The 22,141-nt window shown below is 39.8% G+C and carries 23 protein-coding genes; 8 read left to right on the forward strand and 15 right to left on the reverse strand.

The genetic code is table 11. The annotated features are described in order from the left end of the window. Positions 1–78: 78 nt before the first annotated feature. From CSC79_RS02810 to CSC79_RS02820, 3 genes are read right to left on the reverse strand one after another with little or no spacing between them, the layout of a single operon-like run. Positions 79–510, reverse strand: a complete 432-nt coding sequence (locus CSC79_RS02810; protein ID WP_099293767.1) for an acyl-CoA thioesterase — start codon at positions 508–510, stop codon at positions 79–81. Positions 511–515: 5 nt separating this feature from the next. Further along, the gene (locus CSC79_RS02815; protein WP_099293769.1) at positions 516–1,331 is read right to left on the reverse strand and encodes a M23 family metallopeptidase; all 816 of its coding nucleotides are present in this window, start codon (positions 1,329–1,331) and stop codon (positions 516–518) included. Continuing rightward, a complete protein-coding gene (locus CSC79_RS02820) occupies positions 1,324–2,181 on the reverse strand; it encodes a 6-carboxytetrahydropterin synthase (protein ID WP_099293781.1) in 858 nt (285 codons plus the stop codon). The genes CSC79_RS02815 and CSC79_RS02820 overlap by 8 nt, the downstream gene beginning before the upstream one ends. Before the next feature lie 205 nt (positions 2,182–2,386). On the opposite strand from CSC79_RS02820, the gene fabA reads away from it, so the two are divergent. Beyond that, positions 2,387–2,902: a bifunctional 3-hydroxydecanoyl-ACP dehydratase/trans-2-decenoyl-ACP isomerase gene (gene fabA / locus CSC79_RS02825; RefSeq protein ID WP_099293783.1), complete on the forward strand. Its 516-nt coding sequence runs from the start codon at positions 2,387–2,389 to the stop codon at positions 2,900–2,902. Between the two features lie 69 nt (positions 2,903–2,971). On the opposite strand, the gene rmf is transcribed toward fabA, so the two are convergent. Further along, positions 2,972–3,142 carry a ribosome modulation factor gene (gene rmf / locus CSC79_RS02830; protein ID WP_058558798.1) on the reverse strand — a complete coding sequence of 57 codons (171 nt, stop codon included), beginning with the start codon at positions 3,140–3,142 and terminating at the stop codon, positions 2,972–2,974. Between the two features lie 415 nt (positions 3,143–3,557). Here rmf and CSC79_RS02835 point away from each other — a divergent pair, with 415 nt between their 5' ends. Beyond that, complete coding sequence (locus tag CSC79_RS02835) at positions 3,558–4,193, forward strand: TetR/AcrR family transcriptional regulator (protein ID WP_099293785.1); 636 nt, start codon at positions 3,558–3,560, stop codon at positions 4,191–4,193. A gap of 46 nt (positions 4,194–4,239) precedes the next feature. Then, positions 4,240–5,235 (forward strand): MDR family oxidoreductase, encoded by a 996-nt coding sequence (locus tag CSC79_RS02840; protein WP_099293787.1) that lies wholly within the window; start codon positions 4,240–4,242, stop codon positions 5,233–5,235. 56 nt (positions 5,236–5,291) lie between these two features. Here the strand turns inward: CSC79_RS02840 and CSC79_RS02845 are convergent, their stop codons facing one another. Beyond that, positions 5,292–5,858 carry a hypothetical protein gene (locus CSC79_RS02845; RefSeq protein ID WP_099293797.1) on the reverse strand — a complete coding sequence of 189 codons (567 nt, stop codon included), beginning with the start codon at positions 5,856–5,858 and terminating at the stop codon, positions 5,292–5,294. Between the two features lie 177 nt (positions 5,859–6,035). Between CSC79_RS02845 and CSC79_RS02850 the strand changes: the two genes are divergently transcribed. Continuing rightward, a complete protein-coding gene (locus tag CSC79_RS02850) occupies positions 6,036–6,452 on the forward strand; it encodes a VF530 family DNA-binding protein (protein WP_099293799.1) in 417 nt (138 codons plus the stop codon). 181 nt (positions 6,453–6,633) lie between these two features. Here CSC79_RS02850 and CSC79_RS02855 read toward each other — a convergent pair whose 3' ends face one another. The 10 genes from CSC79_RS02855 to CSC79_RS02900 all read right to left on the reverse strand — a co-directional run bounded on the left by CSC79_RS02855 (position 6,634) and on the right by CSC79_RS02900 (position 17,740). Then, positions 6,634–7,065: a DUF3859 domain-containing protein gene (locus CSC79_RS02855; RefSeq protein WP_180270379.1), complete on the reverse strand. Its 432-nt coding sequence runs from the start codon at positions 7,063–7,065 to the stop codon at positions 6,634–6,636. 53 nt (positions 7,066–7,118) lie between these two features. Then, entirely contained in the window at positions 7,119–8,951 is a 1,833-nt protein-coding gene (locus tag CSC79_RS02860; RefSeq protein WP_099294362.1) for a serine/threonine protein kinase, read from the reverse strand. Between the two features lie 152 nt (positions 8,952–9,103). Beyond that, positions 9,104–9,958, reverse strand: coding sequence for an HDOD domain-containing protein (locus CSC79_RS02865; protein ID WP_099293801.1), 855 nt, complete (start codon positions 9,956–9,958; stop codon positions 9,104–9,106). A gap of 175 nt (positions 9,959–10,133) precedes the next feature. Then, positions 10,134–10,895, reverse strand: coding sequence for an SDR family oxidoreductase (locus CSC79_RS02870; protein WP_099293803.1), 762 nt, complete (start codon positions 10,893–10,895; stop codon positions 10,134–10,136). 3 nt (positions 10,896–10,898) lie between these two features. Then, on the reverse strand, positions 10,899–11,789 hold the full coding sequence (mmsB, locus tag CSC79_RS02875) for a 3-hydroxyisobutyrate dehydrogenase (protein WP_099293805.1): 891 nt from the start codon (positions 11,787–11,789) through the stop codon (positions 10,899–10,901). A 4-nt stretch (positions 11,790–11,793) separates the two neighbouring features. Next, positions 11,794–12,939, reverse strand: a complete 1,146-nt coding sequence (locus CSC79_RS02880; RefSeq protein WP_099293807.1) for an enoyl-CoA hydratase/isomerase family protein — start codon at positions 12,937–12,939, stop codon at positions 11,794–11,796. Further along, a complete protein-coding gene (locus CSC79_RS02885) occupies positions 12,939–13,718 on the reverse strand; it encodes an enoyl-CoA hydratase (protein WP_099293809.1) in 780 nt (259 codons plus the stop codon). The genes CSC79_RS02880 and CSC79_RS02885 overlap by 1 nt, the downstream gene beginning before the upstream one ends. A gap of 10 nt (positions 13,719–13,728) precedes the next feature. Beyond that, positions 13,729–14,886: an acyl-CoA dehydrogenase family protein gene (locus tag CSC79_RS02890; RefSeq protein WP_099293811.1), complete on the reverse strand. Its 1,158-nt coding sequence runs from the start codon at positions 14,884–14,886 to the stop codon at positions 13,729–13,731. 92 nt (positions 14,887–14,978) lie between these two features. Next, a complete protein-coding gene (locus tag CSC79_RS02895; protein ID WP_099293813.1) occupies positions 14,979–16,469 on the reverse strand; it encodes a CoA-acylating methylmalonate-semialdehyde dehydrogenase in 1,491 nt (496 codons plus the stop codon). A gap of 89 nt (positions 16,470–16,558) precedes the next feature. Next, entirely contained in the window at positions 16,559–17,740 is a 1,182-nt protein-coding gene (locus tag CSC79_RS02900; protein ID WP_099293815.1) for an acetyl-CoA C-acyltransferase, read from the reverse strand. A gap of 329 nt (positions 17,741–18,069) precedes the next feature. On the opposite strand from CSC79_RS02900, the gene CSC79_RS02905 reads away from it, so the two are divergent. From CSC79_RS02905 to CSC79_RS02920, 4 genes are read left to right on the forward strand one after another with little or no spacing between them, the layout of a single operon-like run. Then, on the forward strand, positions 18,070–18,504 hold the full coding sequence (locus tag CSC79_RS02905) for a MerR family DNA-binding transcriptional regulator (protein WP_099293817.1): 435 nt from the start codon (positions 18,070–18,072) through the stop codon (positions 18,502–18,504). Positions 18,505–18,559: 55 nt separating this feature from the next. Further along, positions 18,560–19,735, forward strand: coding sequence for an isovaleryl-CoA dehydrogenase (locus tag CSC79_RS02910; protein WP_099293831.1), 1,176 nt, complete (start codon positions 18,560–18,562; stop codon positions 19,733–19,735). An 11-nt stretch (positions 19,736–19,746) separates the two neighbouring features. After that, positions 19,747–21,354, forward strand: a complete 1,608-nt coding sequence (locus tag CSC79_RS02915; RefSeq protein ID WP_099293833.1) for a carboxyl transferase domain-containing protein — start codon at positions 19,747–19,749, stop codon at positions 21,352–21,354. A gap of 10 nt (positions 21,355–21,364) precedes the next feature. Next, positions 21,365–22,135 (forward strand): enoyl-CoA hydratase/isomerase family protein, encoded by a 771-nt coding sequence (locus CSC79_RS02920; protein WP_099293835.1) that lies wholly within the window; start codon positions 21,365–21,367, stop codon positions 22,133–22,135. The last annotated feature ends 6 nt before the right edge of the window (positions 22,136–22,141 follow it).

Consider the following 22,141-nt stretch of genomic DNA (forward strand, 5'->3'; position numbering starts at 1 on the left):
ATATCAAATAAAGTATGATGTGTTCTTTTGATTATCTAAAAATAGCACTTACTATGAGTGCTATTTATTAGTTTACAATTAAAAACCGTAAATCATTTTATTGCAAACTACCGGTGTTGGCCTGTGATTGTCATCAACAGCAACAAAGGTAAAACTACCAGTAATGGCAGAATGTTTGTCATCTTTGTGCATTGTTTCAAGAAAAATTTCTACATCAACACGTAAACTAGTATTACCAACATGCACTACTTTAGAAATAAGTTCAGCAAACGTGCCTGCAGGAATTGCCTCTTTAAAATCAACTCTATCAGATGAAATAGTCACTAAGGGTTTACGGCAAAAGCGTGTTGCTGCAATAAAGGCAACTTCATCCATCCAAGCTAAAGCATCGCCACCAAACAATGTATTGTGGTGATTTGTGCGACCTGGAAAAACGGTTTTTGTCACAGAGGTAGTTGATTCTACTATTCGTTGTGCAATGATTTCATCGCGATTAACTTCTGTTGTCATGTTCTCTACTTTTTCTTCGCTAAGGTGTCTTTCATCATAAGTGCGGGATCTAAGCGCTCGCCCTTCCAGTTAAATCGCCAATCTAAATGTGGGCCAGTTACGCGTCCAGTAGCACCTATTTCAGCAATTTTGTCGCCACGTTTTATCTTATCGCCTACTTTTACATCTAACTTACTTAAATGAATATAGGTTGAGGTGACGCTGTGTCCGTGATCTAGAATGAGTGTTCCACCAGAATAATATAAATTATTATCTGCAAAAACGACCGTTCCACCAACGGGTGCATACACAGGGCTACCCGTTTTATTGGCAATGTCTAGACCAAAGTGAGGACGACGCGGCTCACCATTAAAGTAGCGTTGACTGCCATATACACCTGAAATACGCCCTTGGGCTGGTTTATAAACAGGGTCTAGAAAATACGTTAAGTTTGAATCAACTTTACGGGCGTTTCTAACAGCAACCGCTTCACGACTGATACGCTCACTGACTTCTTTAGGTGGAGATACATATTTTTTAGCAACACCGGTAATTTTATCAATATCGTAGTCGCGTTTAGTTATAAGCAATGATTGCTTATGTGTTTTACCAGCTTTATCTACCCACGTTAATTCATGATTTAGCTTTGAATCACGGCCAAAGCCGAAAACGAACGTTCCATCAGCAGTTGTTTTTAACTTTTCACCATTGAAATTGACTGATTTTACGCCATCAAGCTTACCTGTGACTAAACCACCTTGAGTGAGGTTACCTTTAAGTTCAACGCCGTGCACAAAAACGCTCAATGACGTTAGTGCAAAGGCAAAAATCATCTTATGCATAACAAATTGACCCCTTAGCAACCCCTTCATAAGCCGTCACCTTAACGTTAGACTCACCATACTCAGCCTTAATCTGCTGTGCTAAATAAGCCGCAATACATTCAACTGTGGTATCTACTGGTAAAATGTCACAACGGTCATTACTTATTGCCATTTCAAAATAACCTTGCGCTGCGCTATACGCAAAACAAAGATCTGACTCTTTCGCTTGGACATGTTTTAATTGTGACGAGTCAATTTGATCCTCAGCGGTAGCTAAGTATATATCTTGCCATTTGTCTGCCCACTGCTTTTGAATACTTGGCATAGCCATCCCATCTAAAGAGACGCCTAACTGAGAACGATGGCCATGTATAATACGCTGACAATTACCATCATGCTTTTTAAGTCCATGACTGTAATGATAATAAAAGCTTTTACTATGTTCAGGTTTTAATTCGATTTCAATTTTATCAATATTACTAGGTAACTGTGGCATGATGGTGGCAATTAAAAAATCTATTACTGCTTGCTCATCAATTACGGGAGAATCAATTAAACAATATGCCTGATTAGGTGCACTCATCGCTAAATGATGTTCATCACCAAATGTACAATCAAGCGTTTTGTAATCTCCATGAGATACAACCTCACCATTTATTTGTGAAGGTATTGCTAATTTATGATCTATACATTCATCAATAATGCCTTTGATTTGTTTTTTAACAAGACCAAAATCAAGAACCATAGACTCTTTATTAAGCTTGCCATGAAGCGTTAAATCAACAATCCAGCTTTCGCCAACTGCGCCTCGTTTATTACACAAGTAAGAAAAATCAATTACGGTAAGTGCGTTAACAAAAAGGATCATAAACTTCCTTTAATATGGTTAAAAAATCAAAGTGATTATAATGATTTTTACTCGTAATTGCGCGTTCTAATCGCACAATTAGCATGTTCTTTACCTAACCGGTGATATTTCATGCAGAAATATTATTTTTTTAACTGCTCAGAGTTGTTTGGCGTACAAGTGTACGCTAAAGTACTCTGCAATTTCTAAGCGACGAAAAAGTGTTATGGAACCTAAAAATAGCTATACAAAAGAAGAATTGATCCTATGTGGTCAAGGTGAAATGTTCGGTGAAGGCAATTGCCGTTTACCAAGTGACAACATGTTAATGATGGATCGTATCATCTCAATCACTGATGACGGTGGCGAACATGGTAAAGGTCAAATCGTTGCAGAACTCGATATTGACCCAAGCCTTTGGTTTTTCGATTGTCACTTCAAGGGTGACCCCGTTATGCCTGGCTGCCTTGGCTTAGATGCAATGTGGCAGCTTGTCGGTTTTTTCCTTGGTTGGTCTGGTGGTCCAGGTTTAGGCCGTGCACTAGGTGTCGGTGAAGTGAAATTCACAGGACAAATTCTGCCAACAGCTAAAAAAGTAACATACCGTTTAGATATGAAGCGTGTAATCAAGCGCAAATTATTTATGGGAATGGCTGATGGAACGGTTGAAGTTGATGGCCGAGTTATATATGAAGCAAAAGATTTAAAAGTAGGCTTATTCCAAGATACAAGTGCATTCTAACTCTATTAGACTGTAACAACAGAAACGCCCTCAATTGAGGGCGTTTTTGCTTAAAATTCGTTTATAAAATTATGTTTTGTACATGTTACGATTTTCTATCGCTTCACGCCAACCACCCAACCACTCTGATTTAGGGTCAACTTGTTGATAAGGGCAAATATCTTTTGAACGTCCTGCCAAACCTGCTTTAAAACCTTGAGAATGAGCTCTTTCTAACCGATCTCTTTTCTGTCTCTTCATAGGTAAATCCTCACCTTTTATATTTATAAATGTGTAGTGTTTATGACATCTACAAGTAATGAATAGTTAATAAAACTGTTAAATTCAAATCATAAAAGCAATTAAATAAATTGACTTTAACTAAGCTGCTGATGTGATAATGAATTAACATTAAAAAAAGCAAAGTGGTCAAACCACTAAAATACATTCAATATTTATATAAAAAAATTACGACTATCTAATCGCTAACATGCAGACTCCTGCATTAAATACGACTACCTTTATCGAAATAAAGTTCATCACTAAATTGTATTTATGACAAATTTATTGCAATCAATATCCACACTTTTATATTTTTATTAAGCGGAAATAAAAAAATGCTCAAATGTCGTACAAAGCACTTGTATTTTTAAATACGATCGGTCTAATATAAGCAATGCAAATAAATGAGCAAAATCCACCAAGACGTGGTCGACCACCCAAGGTCGTTCGAAGTAATGCAGATACCAAAGCACTACTTATAACGACAGGGCTCGAAACATTAACCGAATTTGGCTTTAGTGCCACAGGTATAGACACTATTTTAAAAAAAGTAGGCGTGCCTAAAGGCTCTTTTTATCACTACTTTAAAAGTAAGGATGATTTTGGCTTAACAGTAATTGACGCATACAATGATTATTTTGTTGCCAAATTAAAACGATACTTAAAGCAAGATGACGTCCCTCATTTAGAAAGGTTAATAAATTTTACTCAGAGTGCCGCAGCAGGAATGCAAAAGTATAACTTTAGCCGAGGTTGCTTAATTGGTAATTTAAACCAAGAGCTCAATCATTTATCTGAAGAATTTAAAACTAAGCTATTACATAGCTATCAACAGTGGCAACTACAAGTGCAGCAGTGTATTGAAGGTGCACAAGAGCACAAGTTAGTCAGTAAGCATATTGATGCAGCTCAAATGAGCGAATTTTTTTGGGTTGGCTGGGAAGGCGCAGTTATGCGCGCTAAACTGGTTAAAAATACGCAGCCATTAATGCTTTACACAGAAATGTTTTTACGTGCGCTCCTTAGGTAGCGCTTTTTTTATCAATTAAAAGACGATCGGTCTAAAAGGATTAGTAATGGAAAATTTATTAAACGCTATTGTTATCAATAAATCAGATGAGATTCCCTACTCTGCTAAGTTCGACTCTATAGACACTAACTCGTTACCTGATAACGATGTAAGCATCAATGTATTATACAGTACGCTTAATTATAAAGATGGCCTTGCGATAACAGGCAAAGGCCCTGTAGTGCGTAGTTTCCCAATGGTACCGGGGATCGATCTAGTAGGCGAAGTATCCAGCTGTAAAACAGATGATTTTCAACCTGGCGACACCGTAATTTTAAATGGCTTTGGTGTAGGTGAAAAACATTGGGGCGGACTTGCACAAAAAGCCTGCTTAAGTGCTGATTGGTTAATTCCCAAGCCAGCGGGCTTAACAGCAAAACAAACGATGCAAATAGGCACTGCAGGCTATACGGCAATGCTTAGTGTTATTGCACTTGAAAAACAAAATATCACACCCGAATCAGGTGATATTTTGGTTACAGGTGCTAATGGCGGTGTTGGCAGCTTTGCTATTTATTTACTCAATAAACTAGGTTTTAATGTTGTTGCAGTGACCGGTCGCCCAGAGCAATCAGACTATTTAACAGACCTTGGCGCTAAGCAAATCATTCATAGGGACGAGTTTTCAAGTCCAGGAAAACCGTTGGCTAAAGAGCGCTTTGCAGCTGCAATAGATTCTGTGGGTAGTCATACCCTCGCCAATATTTGCGCATCTTTAAAATACGGCGGTGTTGTAACTGCCTGTGGTCTAGCTCAAGGTATGGATTTACCAGCTTCGGTTGCCCCTTTTATTTTACGCGGAGTTTCGCTGATAGGCATTGACAGTGTTATGCGTCCTAAAGCTGACCGAATAGAAGCATGGAATAGACTTAGCTCTTTAGTTAGCGCAGAACACCTAGACACCATAAGCAGTGAAATAGGCTTAAATGAAGTGATTAAATCTGCAGATGAGCTAATGGCAGGTAAAGTAAGAGGACGTGTTGTGGTCAATTGCCAAAATTAACTTATAGTAGAAATAATAGCCGTGATTTAATTTCACGGCTATATGTTATAGTTTTATTATGCACCTAAGACCGCAAGTTTATCTTTTAACTCATCTTTAGTTATTAAGTTCATTTCGTGCTGCTTTTTAACTTTACGAATTTCATCAAAGTTATCAAGTTTCATACGGGCTTTCGCTAATTTTTCAGCCATTTCATCTTCAGAAATAACGTCTAGCTTTAGTGCTTTTTCAAGTTTCTCTTTTTCTTGATCATACTCTTTCTGAAAAAGTGATTTTTCCTGAATGATAATTTGATCTATCAATTTTTTTTCTATTTCGATAGCTTGATCTTCAAGTTCGATTTTCTTTTCAAGTAAAGGCTCTACTCTATTCAATGATTCTTGCAATACTGCCTCAACATTCTGACCTTGGTTTTGAATGAGGTTTTCAACATATTTTTTACCAATGTCTTGATAACCTATGCTTAGCTGGCCTTCAATCGAGGTAATCTCAGAGCGTATTGCAGAGAGTTTAGAATTTTCTTTTAAAGAAGTACTCATATCCGAGCTAAGTTTAGATGTTGAGTCACTTATGTTTGAACCAATTGAGGTGGCTTGTGTTTTAATCTTATTAAAAAGTCCCATATATACTATTCCTTAAATCTATCATCCAATGAACATGGCATCATGCCAATTTACGCCCGAGAATATTACCTATTACGTACACAAAAGTAAAATATCTCATTACGACGTAGAATGTACTATCAATAGATAAAGTAAAAAATTATAATTACAATATTAGAAATTGAAATGAGAGTGACCATGAGTAACGAAGAATTATTCGGTAATAACCCGTTGCAAGGCGTTAAACTTGAGCAGGTTGTATCTGAACTAGTTGATCAATACGGCTGGGAATTATTACATGCTTATTTGCAGCTGAATTGCTTTAAAAATAATCCAGACCTTAAGTCTGCGGTAAAATTTTTACGTAAGACTCAATGGGCGCAAGACAAAGTAGAAAACTTTTACCTTTACCGTTTAAAAAACTTACCTAAACCTGATGATGTTCAGTATCAGCTGCCACCTCGTGATCGTGTAATTCCAGAAGATCACAAACCAGGTGAACCGTGCGAACTAAGCTTTAGTGATGCTAAGCGAATACAGGCAAAAAAAGAAGCGAAAGACCGCGCTCGTACACGCAAACAACGCTCAAACGCAAGTAACCCTTGGGGTAACTAGCTAGGTGCTAACAAAATATTCCAATGATTAAGCTGGCACTGCCAGCTTAATCATCAAAGTTATATTAAATACTCACAATAAAGACTTGTTGAAAATCCACCAGCTATAGTTAGTTTTTTTGATAAGTGATACCGCAGCATACGCTTAACACTCTAATTTAATGCCAGTAACTTTTAGGTTTCTAGTATCCCCGCTTTTGCCAAAACTCAACTTCTGACATCGCCTCTTCTTCAAAAACAGAAAATGTTTTATCAGCAATAATTTTTGAGTTTAACTCAATGGTCATACGCCAATTACCTGTTTTATTGCTGATAGGCTGCCATAAAGTGTCACCAAGGTAAAAGTACCAATCATTATTATTGATGTAGTGCATTCCTTCAAATGGTGCCATCGGCACACCGTCATCATCTGGTATTTCTGGATGGTGTATACAAAAGTGCACTTTTTCACCCTTTGCTTTTTTTATATTGATAATATAGCCAAACTCAATATCAAGCTTTGCGGGAATTTTAGTCGTGAACGTTTGTATTTGTGGTAACTCTTTTGACGATGAATCCCAGTGAGTATAGATCCCAAAACTTTGCATTGATATTAATGGTTTATTTTTTGCCACTTATGATTGTCCTATGTCGGTTGTTAGGCTGTCTAATTTTAATTAAAGGCAGCTTAACAACTTTGAGCTTGAAAACGTTTTGGGTCTTTAGGGTAGAAAAAGTCAGTTTGTTTTTCACATAATGAAAATTCTCGGGTATTTTTATAAGGCAGTTTCATAAATCCGGCAACACCGACATCAGTAATACTGACTGCGTATTGCATCAGTTTATTGAGTAAACGTTTAAATTCAATTTCTTTACTGGCATCTAACAAACGATAGTAATGGTGGATTTTCATTCTATCGGGCAGAGCTTCAAAAATTATACAACCGGTATGATGAATTTGGTTAAGCTCAAAAACACACTTTATAACTTTCTTTGGTAACTGTAATTGTTCGTCAGGGTCTTTTCCGTCTTCAAAATACGAGTGGGGACGAGTTACTTCAACATTTTTAATGTCCATCACCTCATAATCAAGTTCAGGTAGATGTTCAAACTTAAAAGCGCCTGTACCATCCCGCTCTAATTGAATCGTTTTTCTAGCATCGAATAAGCAACATTTAAACAATCCTTTTTGCTTAATTCCTTGAGCAAGCATTACGGTATTATTAACCGCTTGAGTAAATGCAACTCCCAATGCTTTATCATGCATGATTAGCGAAGATTCTATATATACAGATTCTTCCTTCCAATGAAAACTTAACCCCCCTACTACCGGGTATTTAGCTAATCGACTAATGGAAGCTAAAAATGCTTTCTCAGTGTCCCCAGTGTCAAATAGAAACTCTTTATAATATCTGTCAAGTTGGGCATCATTTATATCAAGTAATTGTTGTTTATGGTCAGCTTGACGCAAAAATTGTTTACGAGAACTATATACAACTGTATCAGGTGATTCATTATTTTTGCTAAACCAAAAGGGAATTGACGTTTTTTGCTCGCCATGAATATTAATATCTGGCAAAAAAGCGTTAGCAATTAAGGGCATATTTCTTATAAAGTAATCACCTGCTTTATCACGGCTAATTTTGTCTTTTGACAGCATCCCATCAATTACCTTTGCCAACTCTTTAGGTAGGCCTAAAGAGCTTGCAGGTATAACTTGCGCGCCAAAACGACATGATTGTGCAGAGGCTAACGCATAAAGCGTTGAGGCAACTCCTTGTTCATCGAATCTCGGGGACGACTTCTCTCCAGACATTTGTTCGTCACCAATAAAGTACACATCTCCCATGCGTGCATTGGTAGTACTTAAATCCCCAGACATAAGATCCATAAAATTGCTTGTGATTGGGTCGCCATAACTATCGACTTGCGCATACACTGAGCTCCCCCAATCAACCAATGATAGAGCATCTGTTTTTTCATCCCAAACAAGGTTAGATGGTTTAATATCTCCATGAACAATTGGCTGCGGGTTTATACCATTTTGCTGGCGCCTTAAGTCTATTAATACATTACGTAATTTTAAAGCTAGGCGGGTAATCGCAGCTGCATTAAAACGCCCTTTTTTTAGTGATACTTTTTCAAGGTCTTCGCCTAAAGCACGGGACATCATTAAAATACCCTGCTTTTTTATGCGTTCAAAGCCATAAAATTTAGGGACGAGTGGATTATCAACTTGAGAAAGCATGTAAGCTTCATCTTCAAGTCTATCCCTTACACTCTGCGCTAATGTTATTCGTGAAAATTTAAAAACCCAAGGTTCTTGTTTATCATCAAGGCCCGCAAAAACAAACCCGAATGCACCTGAACCAATCATTTCAACATTCGTATAGCCAAGTGTTGTAAGCTTCTTTATGCATATTGTTAGCCATTGACGATGTTTTTTCGCGTCATGGTGCGACAGCAAATAGACGGATTGCTCTTCGTTAATATAAAAGTTTCTTATCTCTTTGGCTTTCACTACCGAGCTCATGAATGAAACGTAAGTAAGGGTGATTATTCTTTGATTTAACATGGTTTTCAAGAAGGCACGTTAAAATAAAGAATTAGCAGAGTATTATTATTTAGATTAATAAGGATGAGAAAACTCAGTGACGGGTAAGACAAGCAACATTAAGATGAGTTTTCATTCAAGAAATCGATGACATCTTCTTGCAAATCAAGTTTGTCATCTTCGCTTAAATGCAGAATATCTAAAACGTTGCCTTCAATAATATGCCAGTCAGATAACGGGCTTCCACGTTTAACAATATTTACAATGTTTTCTGCCATTTTTAAAATGGCTAAACTTAATTGTTCTTCGGTGTCTGTAATATGTTCCAGCATTTTTACATCATGATGAATTAAAATAATATCACAAATTTCTTTTGGTAAATGCCAGCTATTAGCAAAATAGTAACCTATAACAGCATGATTGGTTTTAAACATGCGTTCTTCAATTTCTACAATGGTTTCTTTATTGGTCCTATCAGCATGATGAAGCGCCTTTACATAATTATCATATTTGATAGCCATGGGTGGAACACCGCAGTCATGAAAAAGCCCAAGCGTATATAGCGATTCCATTGAAACCTGATTTTTAAACCGTTGCCCAATTATCATGTTTACATGAGCTATTTCTGTTGAAGTATCCCAAAAACGTTCAAGGCTAATGCAGCTATTATCGGTTGAAAACATTTGCTTCAACTTTAATCCTTGTACTAACGAATTCACTCCATCCCAGCCAAGAAACATAACAGCTTGTTTTATATCTGAAACAGTTCTAGATAGCCCATAAGCAGGAGAATTAATAATTTTTAATATGGCAGCGGATATGGCTAAATCTTTTACAATAATATCCGCAGCTTCAAATAGGGCAGGATCTTCTTTCGATGCAAGATCTTGCAAGTCACTTAAAATTTGTGGTTTAGGCGGGATGATAAAGTTTCTGTTTATATCTGATAACACTTGTTCTGTTATTACTATCATTAAGGTTGGATCCCTATATACAGAAAACGTAATCTATACTTTTACAAGAGATTTAATAATAGAAGGTGTTTAATGGGTTAGCAATAAACTGAGTCGTTAAATATGTAGTTTTGAAGATAAAAATAAAAATGGGTGTCTTGAATAAAACAAAACACCCATACTTTAATACATTGATTTAAAGGCGAATGCCGCCGTCAATCTCGACCACACGCCCGGTAAAGAAGTCGTTCTCGATAATATATTGCGCTGTATGCGCAATTTCATCTGCTTCACCAAAGCGCCCGACTGGGGTCACAGCAAGCATACGTTGCTTAGCTTCTGGCTTCATGGCGTCGGTCATGTTAGTGCGAATCACGCCTGGTGCAATGGCGCCAACACGAATACCAAAGCGCCCTAGCTCTTTTGCCCACCCGGTTGTCATTGCGACAACACCCGCTTTTGATGCCGCGTAGTTTGTTTGTCCAATATTACCCGCACGGGCAACACTCGACATATTAATAATGACTCCACCTTTACCAGACTCAACCATGTGCGACGCTGCTTCTCGTCCAGCTAAAAAAACCCCTGTTAAATTTACATCAATAACTGATTTAAACTGCTCGAGGGCCATTTTGGCAACGACTTTACCTTCTTTGGCCTTTATGAACATACCATCGCGTAAAATTCCGGCATTATTAATAAGTACACCAATATGACCGAAATCAGTATTTATCATATTAAAAGTCGTTTCTACTTCTTCTTCGTTAGTGACGTTTGCAACATACCCTTTTACAGTCACGCCATAATCGGCTAATTGTTTAACTGCTTCATCTAAAACAGCTTGTTGCATATCTATAAGCGCTAAATTAGCACCTAACTGAGCAAGCTTATGCGCCATAGCAAAGCCTAAGCCTTGAGCACCGCCTGTAATAACAACCGTATTATTTTTAATTTCCACCGGTTACTCCTTTGAGAATAATTTAAAAATGGCACTAAAATCTTCGCTACCAGCACCTTGATGTTGCAACATAGTATATAAGTTTTTAGCCATAGAACCCATTGGGGTTGATGAGTTGCTTTGCTGAGCGGCTTCCATAGCAAGACCTAAATCTTTAGCCATAAGGTCAACCATAAAGCCTGGTTTGAAGTCATTACTTGCTGGTGCTGTATCCATAACACCTGGACATGGGTTGTACAGTTCAAGCGTCCAATTTCGCCCTGAACTTGCAGTCATAATATTACTTAACACTTTGGCGTCTAAACCATTTTTAACGCCCATTTGAATTGCTTCGCTAGTACCTGCCATCAAAATACTAAGTAACATGTTGTTGCATATTTTAGCGACTTGACCTGCGCCAACATCGCCTGCGTGAAAAATATTTTTACCCATGTCGTTTAGGACTGGTTGCGCTTTTTCAAAATGTGGCACAGCACCACCCACAATAAATGTAAGAGTACCAGCAGTAGCGCCAGCAACACCACCAGAGACCGGCGCATCAACAAAAGCAATACCGTGCTCTGCAAGCTCTGCTCCAACCTCTCTAGCTGATGCAGCATCGATAGTTGAGCAGTCAATGATTAGTGTTGATTGAGCCAAAATATTAATTAAACCCGTTTCACCTAAGTAAAGTGATTTAACGTGTTTACTTGCAGGAAGCATACTGATCAATACATCAACATCTGTTGCGCAATGTTTTGCATCTTTTGCCGCTGTTGCACCTTGTTCAACAAGATGACTAACCGCAGGCGCACTTAAATCAAATACCTTAACAGCATGCCCTGCTTTCAGAAGGTTAGCCGCCATAGGGCCGCCCATATTACCTAAGCCAATAAAGCCAATTGAAAGTGACATAACATTATCCTTGTGTAAGTTGTTTTAATGGATGAGATTTCTCATCCCAGCGTGAATTAAAAAAGCTATCAATAATATCACTTGGAATGTGCTCAATGGATGTGTACTTCCAATTAGGGTTTCCATCCTTGTCAATTAATAGCGCACGAATGCCTTCTTGAAATTCACCGACTTCACCACAGCGAACTGACATATTTAGCTCCATCTGAAAACATTCACCTAGGCTTTTACCTTTTGAATTTTCAAGTTGACGAGCAACCAATTCACAGCTTAGAGGACAACCATGCTTTAATGATTTTTGCGCACGAGCCAACCATTTATCCTCAGTTTCAAGATTTAAGATGTAATCAATTTTGTCTTTGAGTGAAGTGAAATCACCAAGTTTTTGAAGTATTGATAAATTGGCTTTAACATTCCCTTTAGGCAGACGCCCTGATAGTTGGTCTAACTCGTTCAATAAGCCTGTTAGCTTTTCATGATTTAATGACGCTGTTTTACCCCACTTAGTGCTAACTAAGTGTTCAAGTAGCACGTCATATTTTTCGGTATTAATAAAATGATCAGCCAATGACACAAACATCGCATCTTCACAGTTAATGGAAGCAGCTGTTAAACCTAAAAATAACCCAACATGTTCAGGCATCTTATGTAAAAAGTAACTGCCACCCACATCAGGGTATAAACCAATTGTTAATTCGGGCATCGCAATTCGTGATGTCTCAGTAACAACTCGGTGACTAGCACCTGCCATTAAACCTAAGCCACCTCCCATGACAATACCATTACCCCACACTAAAAAAGGTTTATCGTAGCAATGTATCAGGTAATCTAGACGGTATTCTTGCGTAAAGAAATCTTCAATTAAACTATTAGGCTCATTTGAACTCATCGCTTTATGAAGGCTTACAACATCTCCACCGGCACAAAACGCTTTGTCGCCTGCACCCTTTAGCATCACCATCGCGATATCATCATCCTCTGCCCACGCTTTTAACTGAGGATCTAACAACTTGATCATGTCAAAATTAAGGGCATTTAATGATTTAGGAGAATTAAGCGTAGCGATGCCAATTAAAGAACCATTCGTAGCCGTCGCTGTTTCAAACAACACTGGCGAGTCTTGGTTATTAAGCTGCACTAAATCAACCATTAGCCATTCACCCAGTTTGCTTTGCGTTTATCTAAAAAGGCGTTAACCCCTTCGCGCTGATCTTCTGTATCAAATAAGCCAACAAAAAGTTCACGTTCTAGAGGAAGAGCATGCGCCATTGGTTGTGTACGGCCTTTTTGAATAAGTGATTTACATGCGGTTACTGCAACAGGGCTTTGATCAGCCACTTGGTTTGCAAGTTTTAAAGCACTCGCAAAGCCTTCGCCTTGTGGTACTACTTCTTCGACTAATCCAATTTGTAATGCTTTGTCTGCTTTAAGGCGCTCACCACATAAAATCATTCGCTTAGCCCAACCTTCTCCAACTAACCAAGCTAAATTTTGTGTGCCACCTGCACAAGGTAATAAACCAACTTTTGCCTCAGGTAGTGCCATTTGAGCTTGTTCCTCAGCAATACGAATATCACATGCTAAAGCTACTTCAAGTCCACCACCCATGGCATAACCATTAATCGCCGCAATAGATACGCCTCTAAAGTCAGATAATGCTTCAAATGCATCACCAAATACTTTTGACATTGTTGCAGCAACACCTTTATCGCCATCCGCGAAAACATTTAAATCAGCACCGGCGCTAAAAAATTTCTCACCTTCCCCTGTGATCACCAAGGAATAGATATTTTTATTATCGTTAAGCTCATTTACCGTATTTTTCAAAGCGATTAGAGTGTCTTGAGTCCAGGTATTTGCTGGCGGGTTAGACATCGTTAAAATTGCTACGTGACCTTCAATGGTTAAATCAATACTTGGGTTTGACATGACGTGCTCCTTATAAAATATCAGCTGCTGATTGTGCTAAAATTCGACGAGCAATGATCACTCGCATAATTTCATTTGTGCCTTCTAAAATTTGATGAACGCGTACATCTCGAACATGGCGCTCTAACGGGTATTCTTTGATGTAACCATAGCCACCATGAATTTGCAGTGCTTCATTACAGACAGTAAAGCCAACATCTGTAGCGAACCGTTTCGCCATTGCGCAATACGTTGTTTTTTCACTATCACCAGTATCAAGTTTAAATGCTGCTAGACGTACCATTTGGCGCGCTGCAACAAGCTCAGTGTTCATATCTGCAATCTTAAATTGCAGTGCTTGAAATGCAGCCAGTGGTTTTCCAAACTGTTCACGCTCTTTTAAATATTCGCGTGCTGTTTCAAGTGCTGCTTGAGCGGTACCAATTGAACAGGTCGCAATATTAATGCGTCCGCCATCAAGGCCTTGCATTGCAAACTTAAAGCCTTCACCTTCAGCACCCAATAGGTTTTCAGCGGGTATACGTACATCTTCAAAACTGATCAAGCGCGTAGGTTGCGCGTTCCAGCCCATTTTTTCTTCAGCTTTACCGTATTCAATACCTTTCGCATCTGCAGGGACTACGAATGCTGAAATGCCCGCTGCACCTTCATCTCCTGTGCGTGCCATAACGACAAGAACTTCAGTTTCACCCGCGCCAGAAATAAACATTTTTGAGCCGTTTATAACGTATTCATCACCCTGTTTTAGCGCTTTAGTTTTTAAAGAGGCAGCATCCGAGCCAGAGCCTGGTTCAGTTAAACAATACGAAGCTAATAACTCTCCCATCACTAGCTGTTCGCAGTATTGATCCTTAATTTGCTCGGTGCCAAAGCTGGCAATCATCCAAGTTGCCATATTATGAATAGTTAGCATCGCGGTTGTTGCTGTGCAGCCCATGGCGAGTTGTTCAAATATAATGCTTGAATCTAACCGAGATAAACCTAAACCACCGGCCTCCTCTGGTGTATATAAACCGCAAAAGCCAAGTTCACCTGCTGCTTTGATCGTATCTTTTGGGAAAATATGTTCACGGTCCCATTTGGCTGCATTAGGGGCTAGTTCTGACTGTGCAAATTGGCGCGCTGTTTCAGCAAATGCTTGCTGATCTTCTGTTAAATTAAAGTCCATGGAAGACCTCTTTATTTATTATATGTTGTCAAAATAGAGAAAGGGCTACAAAGGCATCATTGTGTGACGTATCCTTTGCGCCCCTATTTTTATTATTTAAGATTAATACTCATGTTTGGGCCCGAAGCAATGTCATCTTCAAACCATCGAGACGTAATTGTTTTTGTTTCTGTATAAAAACGAATGCCCTGCTTACCATAAGTATGCGTGTCACCGTAGAAAGAACCTTTCCAGCCAGTAAATGAGAAGAAAGGGAGTGGTACAGGAATAGGTACATTGATGCCCACTTGACCTACTTCAATCTCATGTTGGAATTTACGTGCTACTGCACCACTTGACGTAAACAATGATGTACCGTTTCCGTATGGAGAGTTGTTAATTAGTTCGATAGCTTCTTCAAGGGTGTCAACAAACATACATGCCAAAACCGGGCCAAAAATCTCTTCGTTGTAAAGATCCATCTCGGTTGTTACATCACTAAACAAGGTTGGACCAACCCAATTTCCTTTTTCATACCCTTCAACGGTATAATCAGAGCCATCAATTAAGCATGTAGCGCCTTGTTCTTTACCGCTTTGGATCAGTGATAAAATACGTGCTTTAGCCGCTGCAGACGTTTGCGGGCCGTAAGCGGCATCTTTATCATCCCAAACGCCAGGACGTACATTAGCAAAACCTGCTTTAATATCATCAACCCAATCTTTAGCCTGTCCAACAAATACAGCTACAGAAATTCCCATGCAACGTTGACCAGCAGCACCAACAGAGGCACCAACTAGGTTATTAACAACATGTGAGCGACTCGCATCAGGCATTATAACCATATGGTTTTTTGCGCCTACACACGCTTGAACACGTTTTAGATTTGCTGTTCCTTTTGAATAGATATACTCACCTACGCCACACGAACCAACAAATGAAATTGCACGTACTGCCGCATCTTCAAGTAGGCGATCAACTTGAGGCTTAGTCCCATGAACAACCTGAAGTACTCCTTTTGGTGCACCTGCTTCAACAAACAATTCAGCTAACCGCATTGGCGTTAGTGGGTCTTGCTCTGATGGCTTCAAAATAAACGTGTTACCACAGACGATTGCAAGTGGAAACATCCACAACGGAATCATCGCCGGAAAGTTAAATGGCGTAATACCTGCACATACACCTAATGGCTGCATATATGAGTAAGTATCAATTTTGCGAGCAACGTTTTCCATGGTTTCACCCATCATTAACGATGGCGCATTTGCTGCTTGTTCAACCACTTCAATACCGCGCCACACATCACCTTTTGCATCTTCAAACGTTTTACCAAGTTCATGGCAAATAATGGTGGCTAGCTCGTCGTGATGCTCTTTAAGCAATGCTGCATATTTCATCATAATGCGAGCACGCTCAGTAATTGGTACGTCTTTCCATGTTTTAAATGTTTCTTTTGCTGACTCAATTGCAGCATCCATTTCTGCATCAGTGGCACACGGTACATGCGCCAGTACTTCTTGGTTTGCAGGGTTAATAACATCGATAAGTTGATCTGATGTTGATTGAATAAATTCGCCGTTAATGAATAATGGTACTTGGTGCATAGTGCACTCCTCCCCAGAGGGTAATTAATTAAGCCGCAGTAAATTATTATTAAAATGGCCTACGGCTATAAGTTTATAAAAATGAGTTGTTAAATTGCTTCAACTGCAAGTGCTACGGCTTCACCGCCACCAATGCACAATGAAGCGATACCTTTTTTAAGGCCTCGGTTTTTAAGCGCATGGATAAGTGTAACCAATATACGTGCACCACTTGCGCCAATTGGATGACCAAGTGCACAAGCACCACCGTTAACGTTAACTTTATTTGCATCGAGTTTTAGTTCATTAATGGCCAGCATAGTAACCATCGCAAATGCTTCATTGATTTCCCAAAGATCAACATCTTCAGTTGACCAACCAGCTTTGCTTAACAACGTATTCATTGCGCCAACCGGTGCCATAGTAAATTCGCTTGGTTTTTGAGAGTGTGTACTGTGCGCTACAATACGGCAAAGAGGTGTTAAACCTTGGGCTTTAGCATGTGATTCGCTCATTAAAATTAATGCAGCACCGCCATCAGAAATTGAGGATGAGTTAGCAGCGGTAATTGTGCCGTCTTTTTTAAATGCAGCGCGCAAACTAGGAATTTTATCCGGACGAGCATTGCCAGGCTGTTCGTCAACGCTAACTGTTACGTCGCCTTTACGAGTTTGCATGGTATGAGGAGCAATTTCACTATTAAAGCTGCCATTTTCAATTGCTGCATTTGCCTTACTTAATGAAGAGAGTGCAAACTCATCCATTTGCTCACGACCAATACCATATTCATCGGCTGTATCTTGAGCAAAACAACCCATTGCTTTGTTGTCATAAGCATCCTCTAATCCATCAGACATCATATGGTCTTTGATTTCGCCATGACCCATTCGCATTCCGCCACGCGCTTTTGGAATAAAGTATGGTGAATTAGTCATGCTTTCCATGCCACCAGCAACAGCACTATTTATTGAACCTGCCTTGATCAAGTCATGCGCTAACATAGCCGCTTTTAAACCTGAGCCACACACTTTATTAATTGTTGTTGCGCCGGTAGCACGCGCTAAACCTGCTTTAAGCATAGCTTGGCGAGCAGGTGCTTGGCCTAAACCTGCAGGCAGTACACAACCCATAATAACTTCATCAATTGCACTGTCGTTTAAATTGGCTTCTGCTAGTGCACTAGCAATGGCTGTTGCACCAAGCTCTGTGGCGTCTGCACCGCTAAGGGCTCCCATAAAACCACCCATTGGGGTGCGTTTAGCTGCTACAATAACAACGGCTTCGGTAGTCATAAAAAGGCTCCATTTAGTAATTGGCACTCTCATTGTGTTTTAAGATAAGCCATACAATACGTTTATAATCTGCATATGAGCATACATAATATTTACGTTTACGCCAACGTAAATCTAAAATCAAGGTTTTTGCGCCCAACAAAAGTGTAAACTTATCTTTATTTTAGTGTAGTAATTAACAAACAACACGGCTACAGCACCTATAAACAATGCTATTTTTGCAAACCAGTCCACTTAACACCTACGTCTAAAGTATAACTTCCACAATGCACTTTACCTTTACGTAAACTTCACTTATATTGGAGTTATTCGAATGAGGTAAGAACACTATGAATCCAGATAATCAAACAAACTTTGCAAGTTCAGCCACCGAGCCTGCGAGTAATGAACAAACATTTAGTATCAGTGAACTAGCTAAAGAGTTTGATATTACTACGCGCTCTATCCGCTTTTATGAAGATCAAGGTTTGATCTCTCCTGAACGCAATGGGCAAACACGCATCTATTCTAAGCGCGATAAAGTCCGCTTAAAGTTAATTCTACGCGGCAAGCGCCTAGGATTTACACTAGCTGAAACCGGACGTTTGTTTGAACTCTATGACGCTGATAAATCAAGTGCTAAACAACTGGTTACTATGCTTGATTTAATTGCAGACAAAAAAGCCGACCTTAGCCAACAAATGGACGATATTAAAGTTGTTTTGATGGAACTTGTTACGGCAGAACGACGTTGTCGCGATACCTTAAATAATTTAGATGAATAACTAACACTACTACATTATAAAAATTCATTAACAGACTCTCACACAGGAATGAATCATGAGCACTATTTCACTATATAAAGAAATGAACTTTGGCCTTGGCGAAACAGCAGATATGATCCGTGATCACGTTAATAGCTTTGCTAGTCAAGAAATCGCCCCATTAGCTGAAAAAACCGACCTTGATAATGCGTTTCCTAATCAGCTTTGGCCACAACTTGGCGAAATGGGCTTATTAGGCATGACAGTACCAGAAGAATTAGGCGGTGCTGGGCTTGGTTACTTAGAGCATGTTATCGCGATGGAAGAAATAAGCCGAGCAAGTGCATCTATTGGCTTGAGTTATGGTGCGCATTCAAACCTGTGTGTTAACCAAATAAATCGTAATGGTTCTCAAGCCCAAAAAGAAAAATACTTACCTAAATTGATTAGCGGTGAACACATTGGTGCACTTGCAATGAGTGAACCTAATGCAGGCTCTGACGTAGTTTCAATGAAACTAAAAGCCGAGAAAAAAGGTGATAAATACATACTCAATGGTAATAAGATGTGGATCACCAATGGTCCAGATGCAGATACCTTAGTAATCTACGCTAAAACTGATTTAAACGCCGGTGCTAAAGGGATTACAGCTTTTATCGTTGAAAGTAGTTTCCCAGGTTTTTCAACTGCACAAAAGCTAGACAAACTCGGTATGCGCGGTTCAAACACCTGTGAATTAGTATTCGAAAACTGCGAAGTACCAGAGGAGAATATCCTAGGTAATTTAAACGAAGGCGTAAAAGTACTTATGAGTGGTCTTGATTATGAGCGCGTAGTACTTGCTGCAGGCCCTCTTGGTATTATGCAAGCCTGTATGGACATTGTAGTTCCTTACATTCATGAACGTAAGCAATTTGACACACCGATTGGTCAGTTCCAACTTATTCAAGGCAAAGTTGCCGATATGTACACACAAATGAACGCCGCGCGTTCATATGTGTATACCGTTGCAAAATCTTGCGACCGCGGTGAAACGACCCGTAAGGATGCCGCTGGCGCGATTTTATATGCAGCAGAGCTTGCAACCAAAATGGCTCTTGATGCAATTCAAATTCTTGGTGGCAATGGCTACATAAACGAATATGCAACGGGTCGACTACTTCGTGATGCAAAATTGTATGAAATTGGTGCCGGTACCTCAGAAATCCGTCGTATGCTTATTGGCCGCGAACTATTTACTGAAAGCAGATAAGGACCTACGCGATGACAATTTTAAAATCTAGCGTTAATCCACATGATCCGCAGTTTTTACAAAATCAGCAAAATATGGCTGAGTTAGTTGCTGATTTACGTACCAAAGTAAAAGAAATAAGCCAAGGTGGTGGCGCTGCATTAATCGAGCGACACGAAGGCCGGGGTAAACTTTTTGTTCGTGACCGTATTAGCACCCTAATAGATGAAGGCTCACCATTTTTAGAGATTTCGCAGTTTGCAGCTCATGGCGTTTACGAGCAAGCCATACCTTGTGCAGGTGTTGTTGCAGGTATTGGCCGCGTTAAAGGCGTTGAGTGTATGATTATCGCCAATGACGCGACAGTCAAAGGCGGCACTTACTTCCCTCTTACAGTGAAAAAACATTTACGGGCGCAAGACATTGCTGAGCGTTGTCACTTGCCATGTATCTATTTAGTGGATTCAGGTGGCGCAAATCTGCCAGAACAAGACGATGTATTTCCAGATAAACTGCATTTTGGCCGCATATTTTACAATCAAGCGAGAATGTCAGGCAAGGGGATCCCTCAAATAGCAGTGGTTATGGGCTTGTGTACCGCTGGTGGTGCTTACGTGCCCGCTATGGCTGATGAAAGCATTATCGTTAAAGAGCAAGGGACTATATTCTTAGCAGGTCCTCCTTTAGTGAAAGCCGCGACGGGTGAAGAAGTAACGGCAGAAGAACTCGGTGGAGCTGATGTGCACTGTAAAACGTCAGGTGTTGCCGATCATTACGCTGAAAATGATAGCCATGCATTATCAATCGCGCGCCAATGTATTGAGCGCATTAATTATCAGCGCCCTACTCAACCTTTACTTGATGAAGTTAAAGCACCTCGATATGACATCAACGAGCTATATGGCATTGTAGGTACTGATCTTAAAAAGCCATTTGACGTGCGTGAAGTCATTGCACGAACGGTAGATGACTCATCGTTTGATGAATTTAAACGTTACTTTGGTGACACTCTGGTAACTGGTTTTGCCAAAATATATGGCCACCCTGTGGGCATTGTGGCAAACAACGGCATTTTATTTAGTGAATCAGCACAAAAAGGTGCCCACTTTATACAGCTTTGTGCCCAGCGCAATATTCCTTTGGTATTTTTACAAAACATTACCGGCTTTATGGTGGGTAAAAAATACGAAGCAGAAGGCATCGCAAAACATGGTGCCAAAATGGTAATGGCCGTGTCTTGTGCTGATGTACCAAAGTTTACCGTATTAATAGGTGGCTCATACGGTGCTGGCAACTATGGTATGTGTGGCCGTGCCTTTGAACCTACCATGATGTGGATGTGGCCTAATGCCCGTATATCAGTGATGGGTGGCGAACAAGCTGCAGGTGTAATGGCGCAAGTTAAACAAGATGGTTTAGCGCGTAAAGGCCATAGTATGACTGATGAACAAATTAGTGAATTTAAAAAACCAATCATTGATCAATACGAGCAGCAAGGCCATCCGTATTATGCAAGTGCTCGTTTATGGGATGACGGTATAATCGACCCTGCTGATACCCGTAATGTTCTTGGCTTGGCATTAACTGCAGCAGCTAATGCACCAAAACAAGATTCGCAATTTGGCGTCTTTAGAATGTAAGGAAGTGAGTATGTCAGTAACACTACAAATAACTAAATCAAATGTGGCTGTACTCGTTTTAAGTCGCCCAGAAAAGCGTAATGCTTTTAACGAGCATGTTATTCATGAGCTTATCCAGTGCATAGAACATGCAAATACGCTTGATGTACGTGCCCTTGTACTTAGAACTGAAGGGGAACATTTTTCAGCCGGTGCCGATCTCAACTGGATGAAATCTATGGCTGGCAACGATTTTGCTGAAAACCTAGCTGATTCAAAACAGCTTGCAAAATTAATGCATGTTTTAGCAACTAGTCCGCTTGTCACCATTTGCGCTGTTCAAGGTGCAGCATTTGGCGGCGCATTGGGTTTAATTGCCTGTTGTGACATTGCAATTTGCCAAGATAATGCCCAGTTTTGCCTAAGTGAAGTCAAACTAGGGCTTATACCCGCGGTGATCAGTCCTTACGTTATCAAAGCGATAGGTGAACGTGCAGCACGCAGATACTTTTTAACTGCCGAAATCTTTGATGCCCACACAGCAAAGCAGCTTGGTTTAGTGCATCAAGTTACAGGCAAACTTGATTGTGCCGTTGATCATCTACTTGAAACACTCATTAACAATGGCCCTGTTGCGGTTCGTGCTGCTAAACAGCTAATTAATGATGTCGCAGGTCATGAGATAAATGGCCAAATAATAAACTTAACTGCTGAACGTATTGCACATATTCGGGTATCTGAAGAAGGCCAAGAAGGTTTAACTGCCTTTTTCGAGAAACGTCCACCAAGTTGGCAAGCATAGGATTCA

The organism is Pseudoalteromonas sp. 3D05, assembly GCF_002723455.1.
Taxonomy (GTDB): domain Bacteria; phylum Pseudomonadota; class Gammaproteobacteria; order Enterobacterales; family Alteromonadaceae; genus Pseudoalteromonas.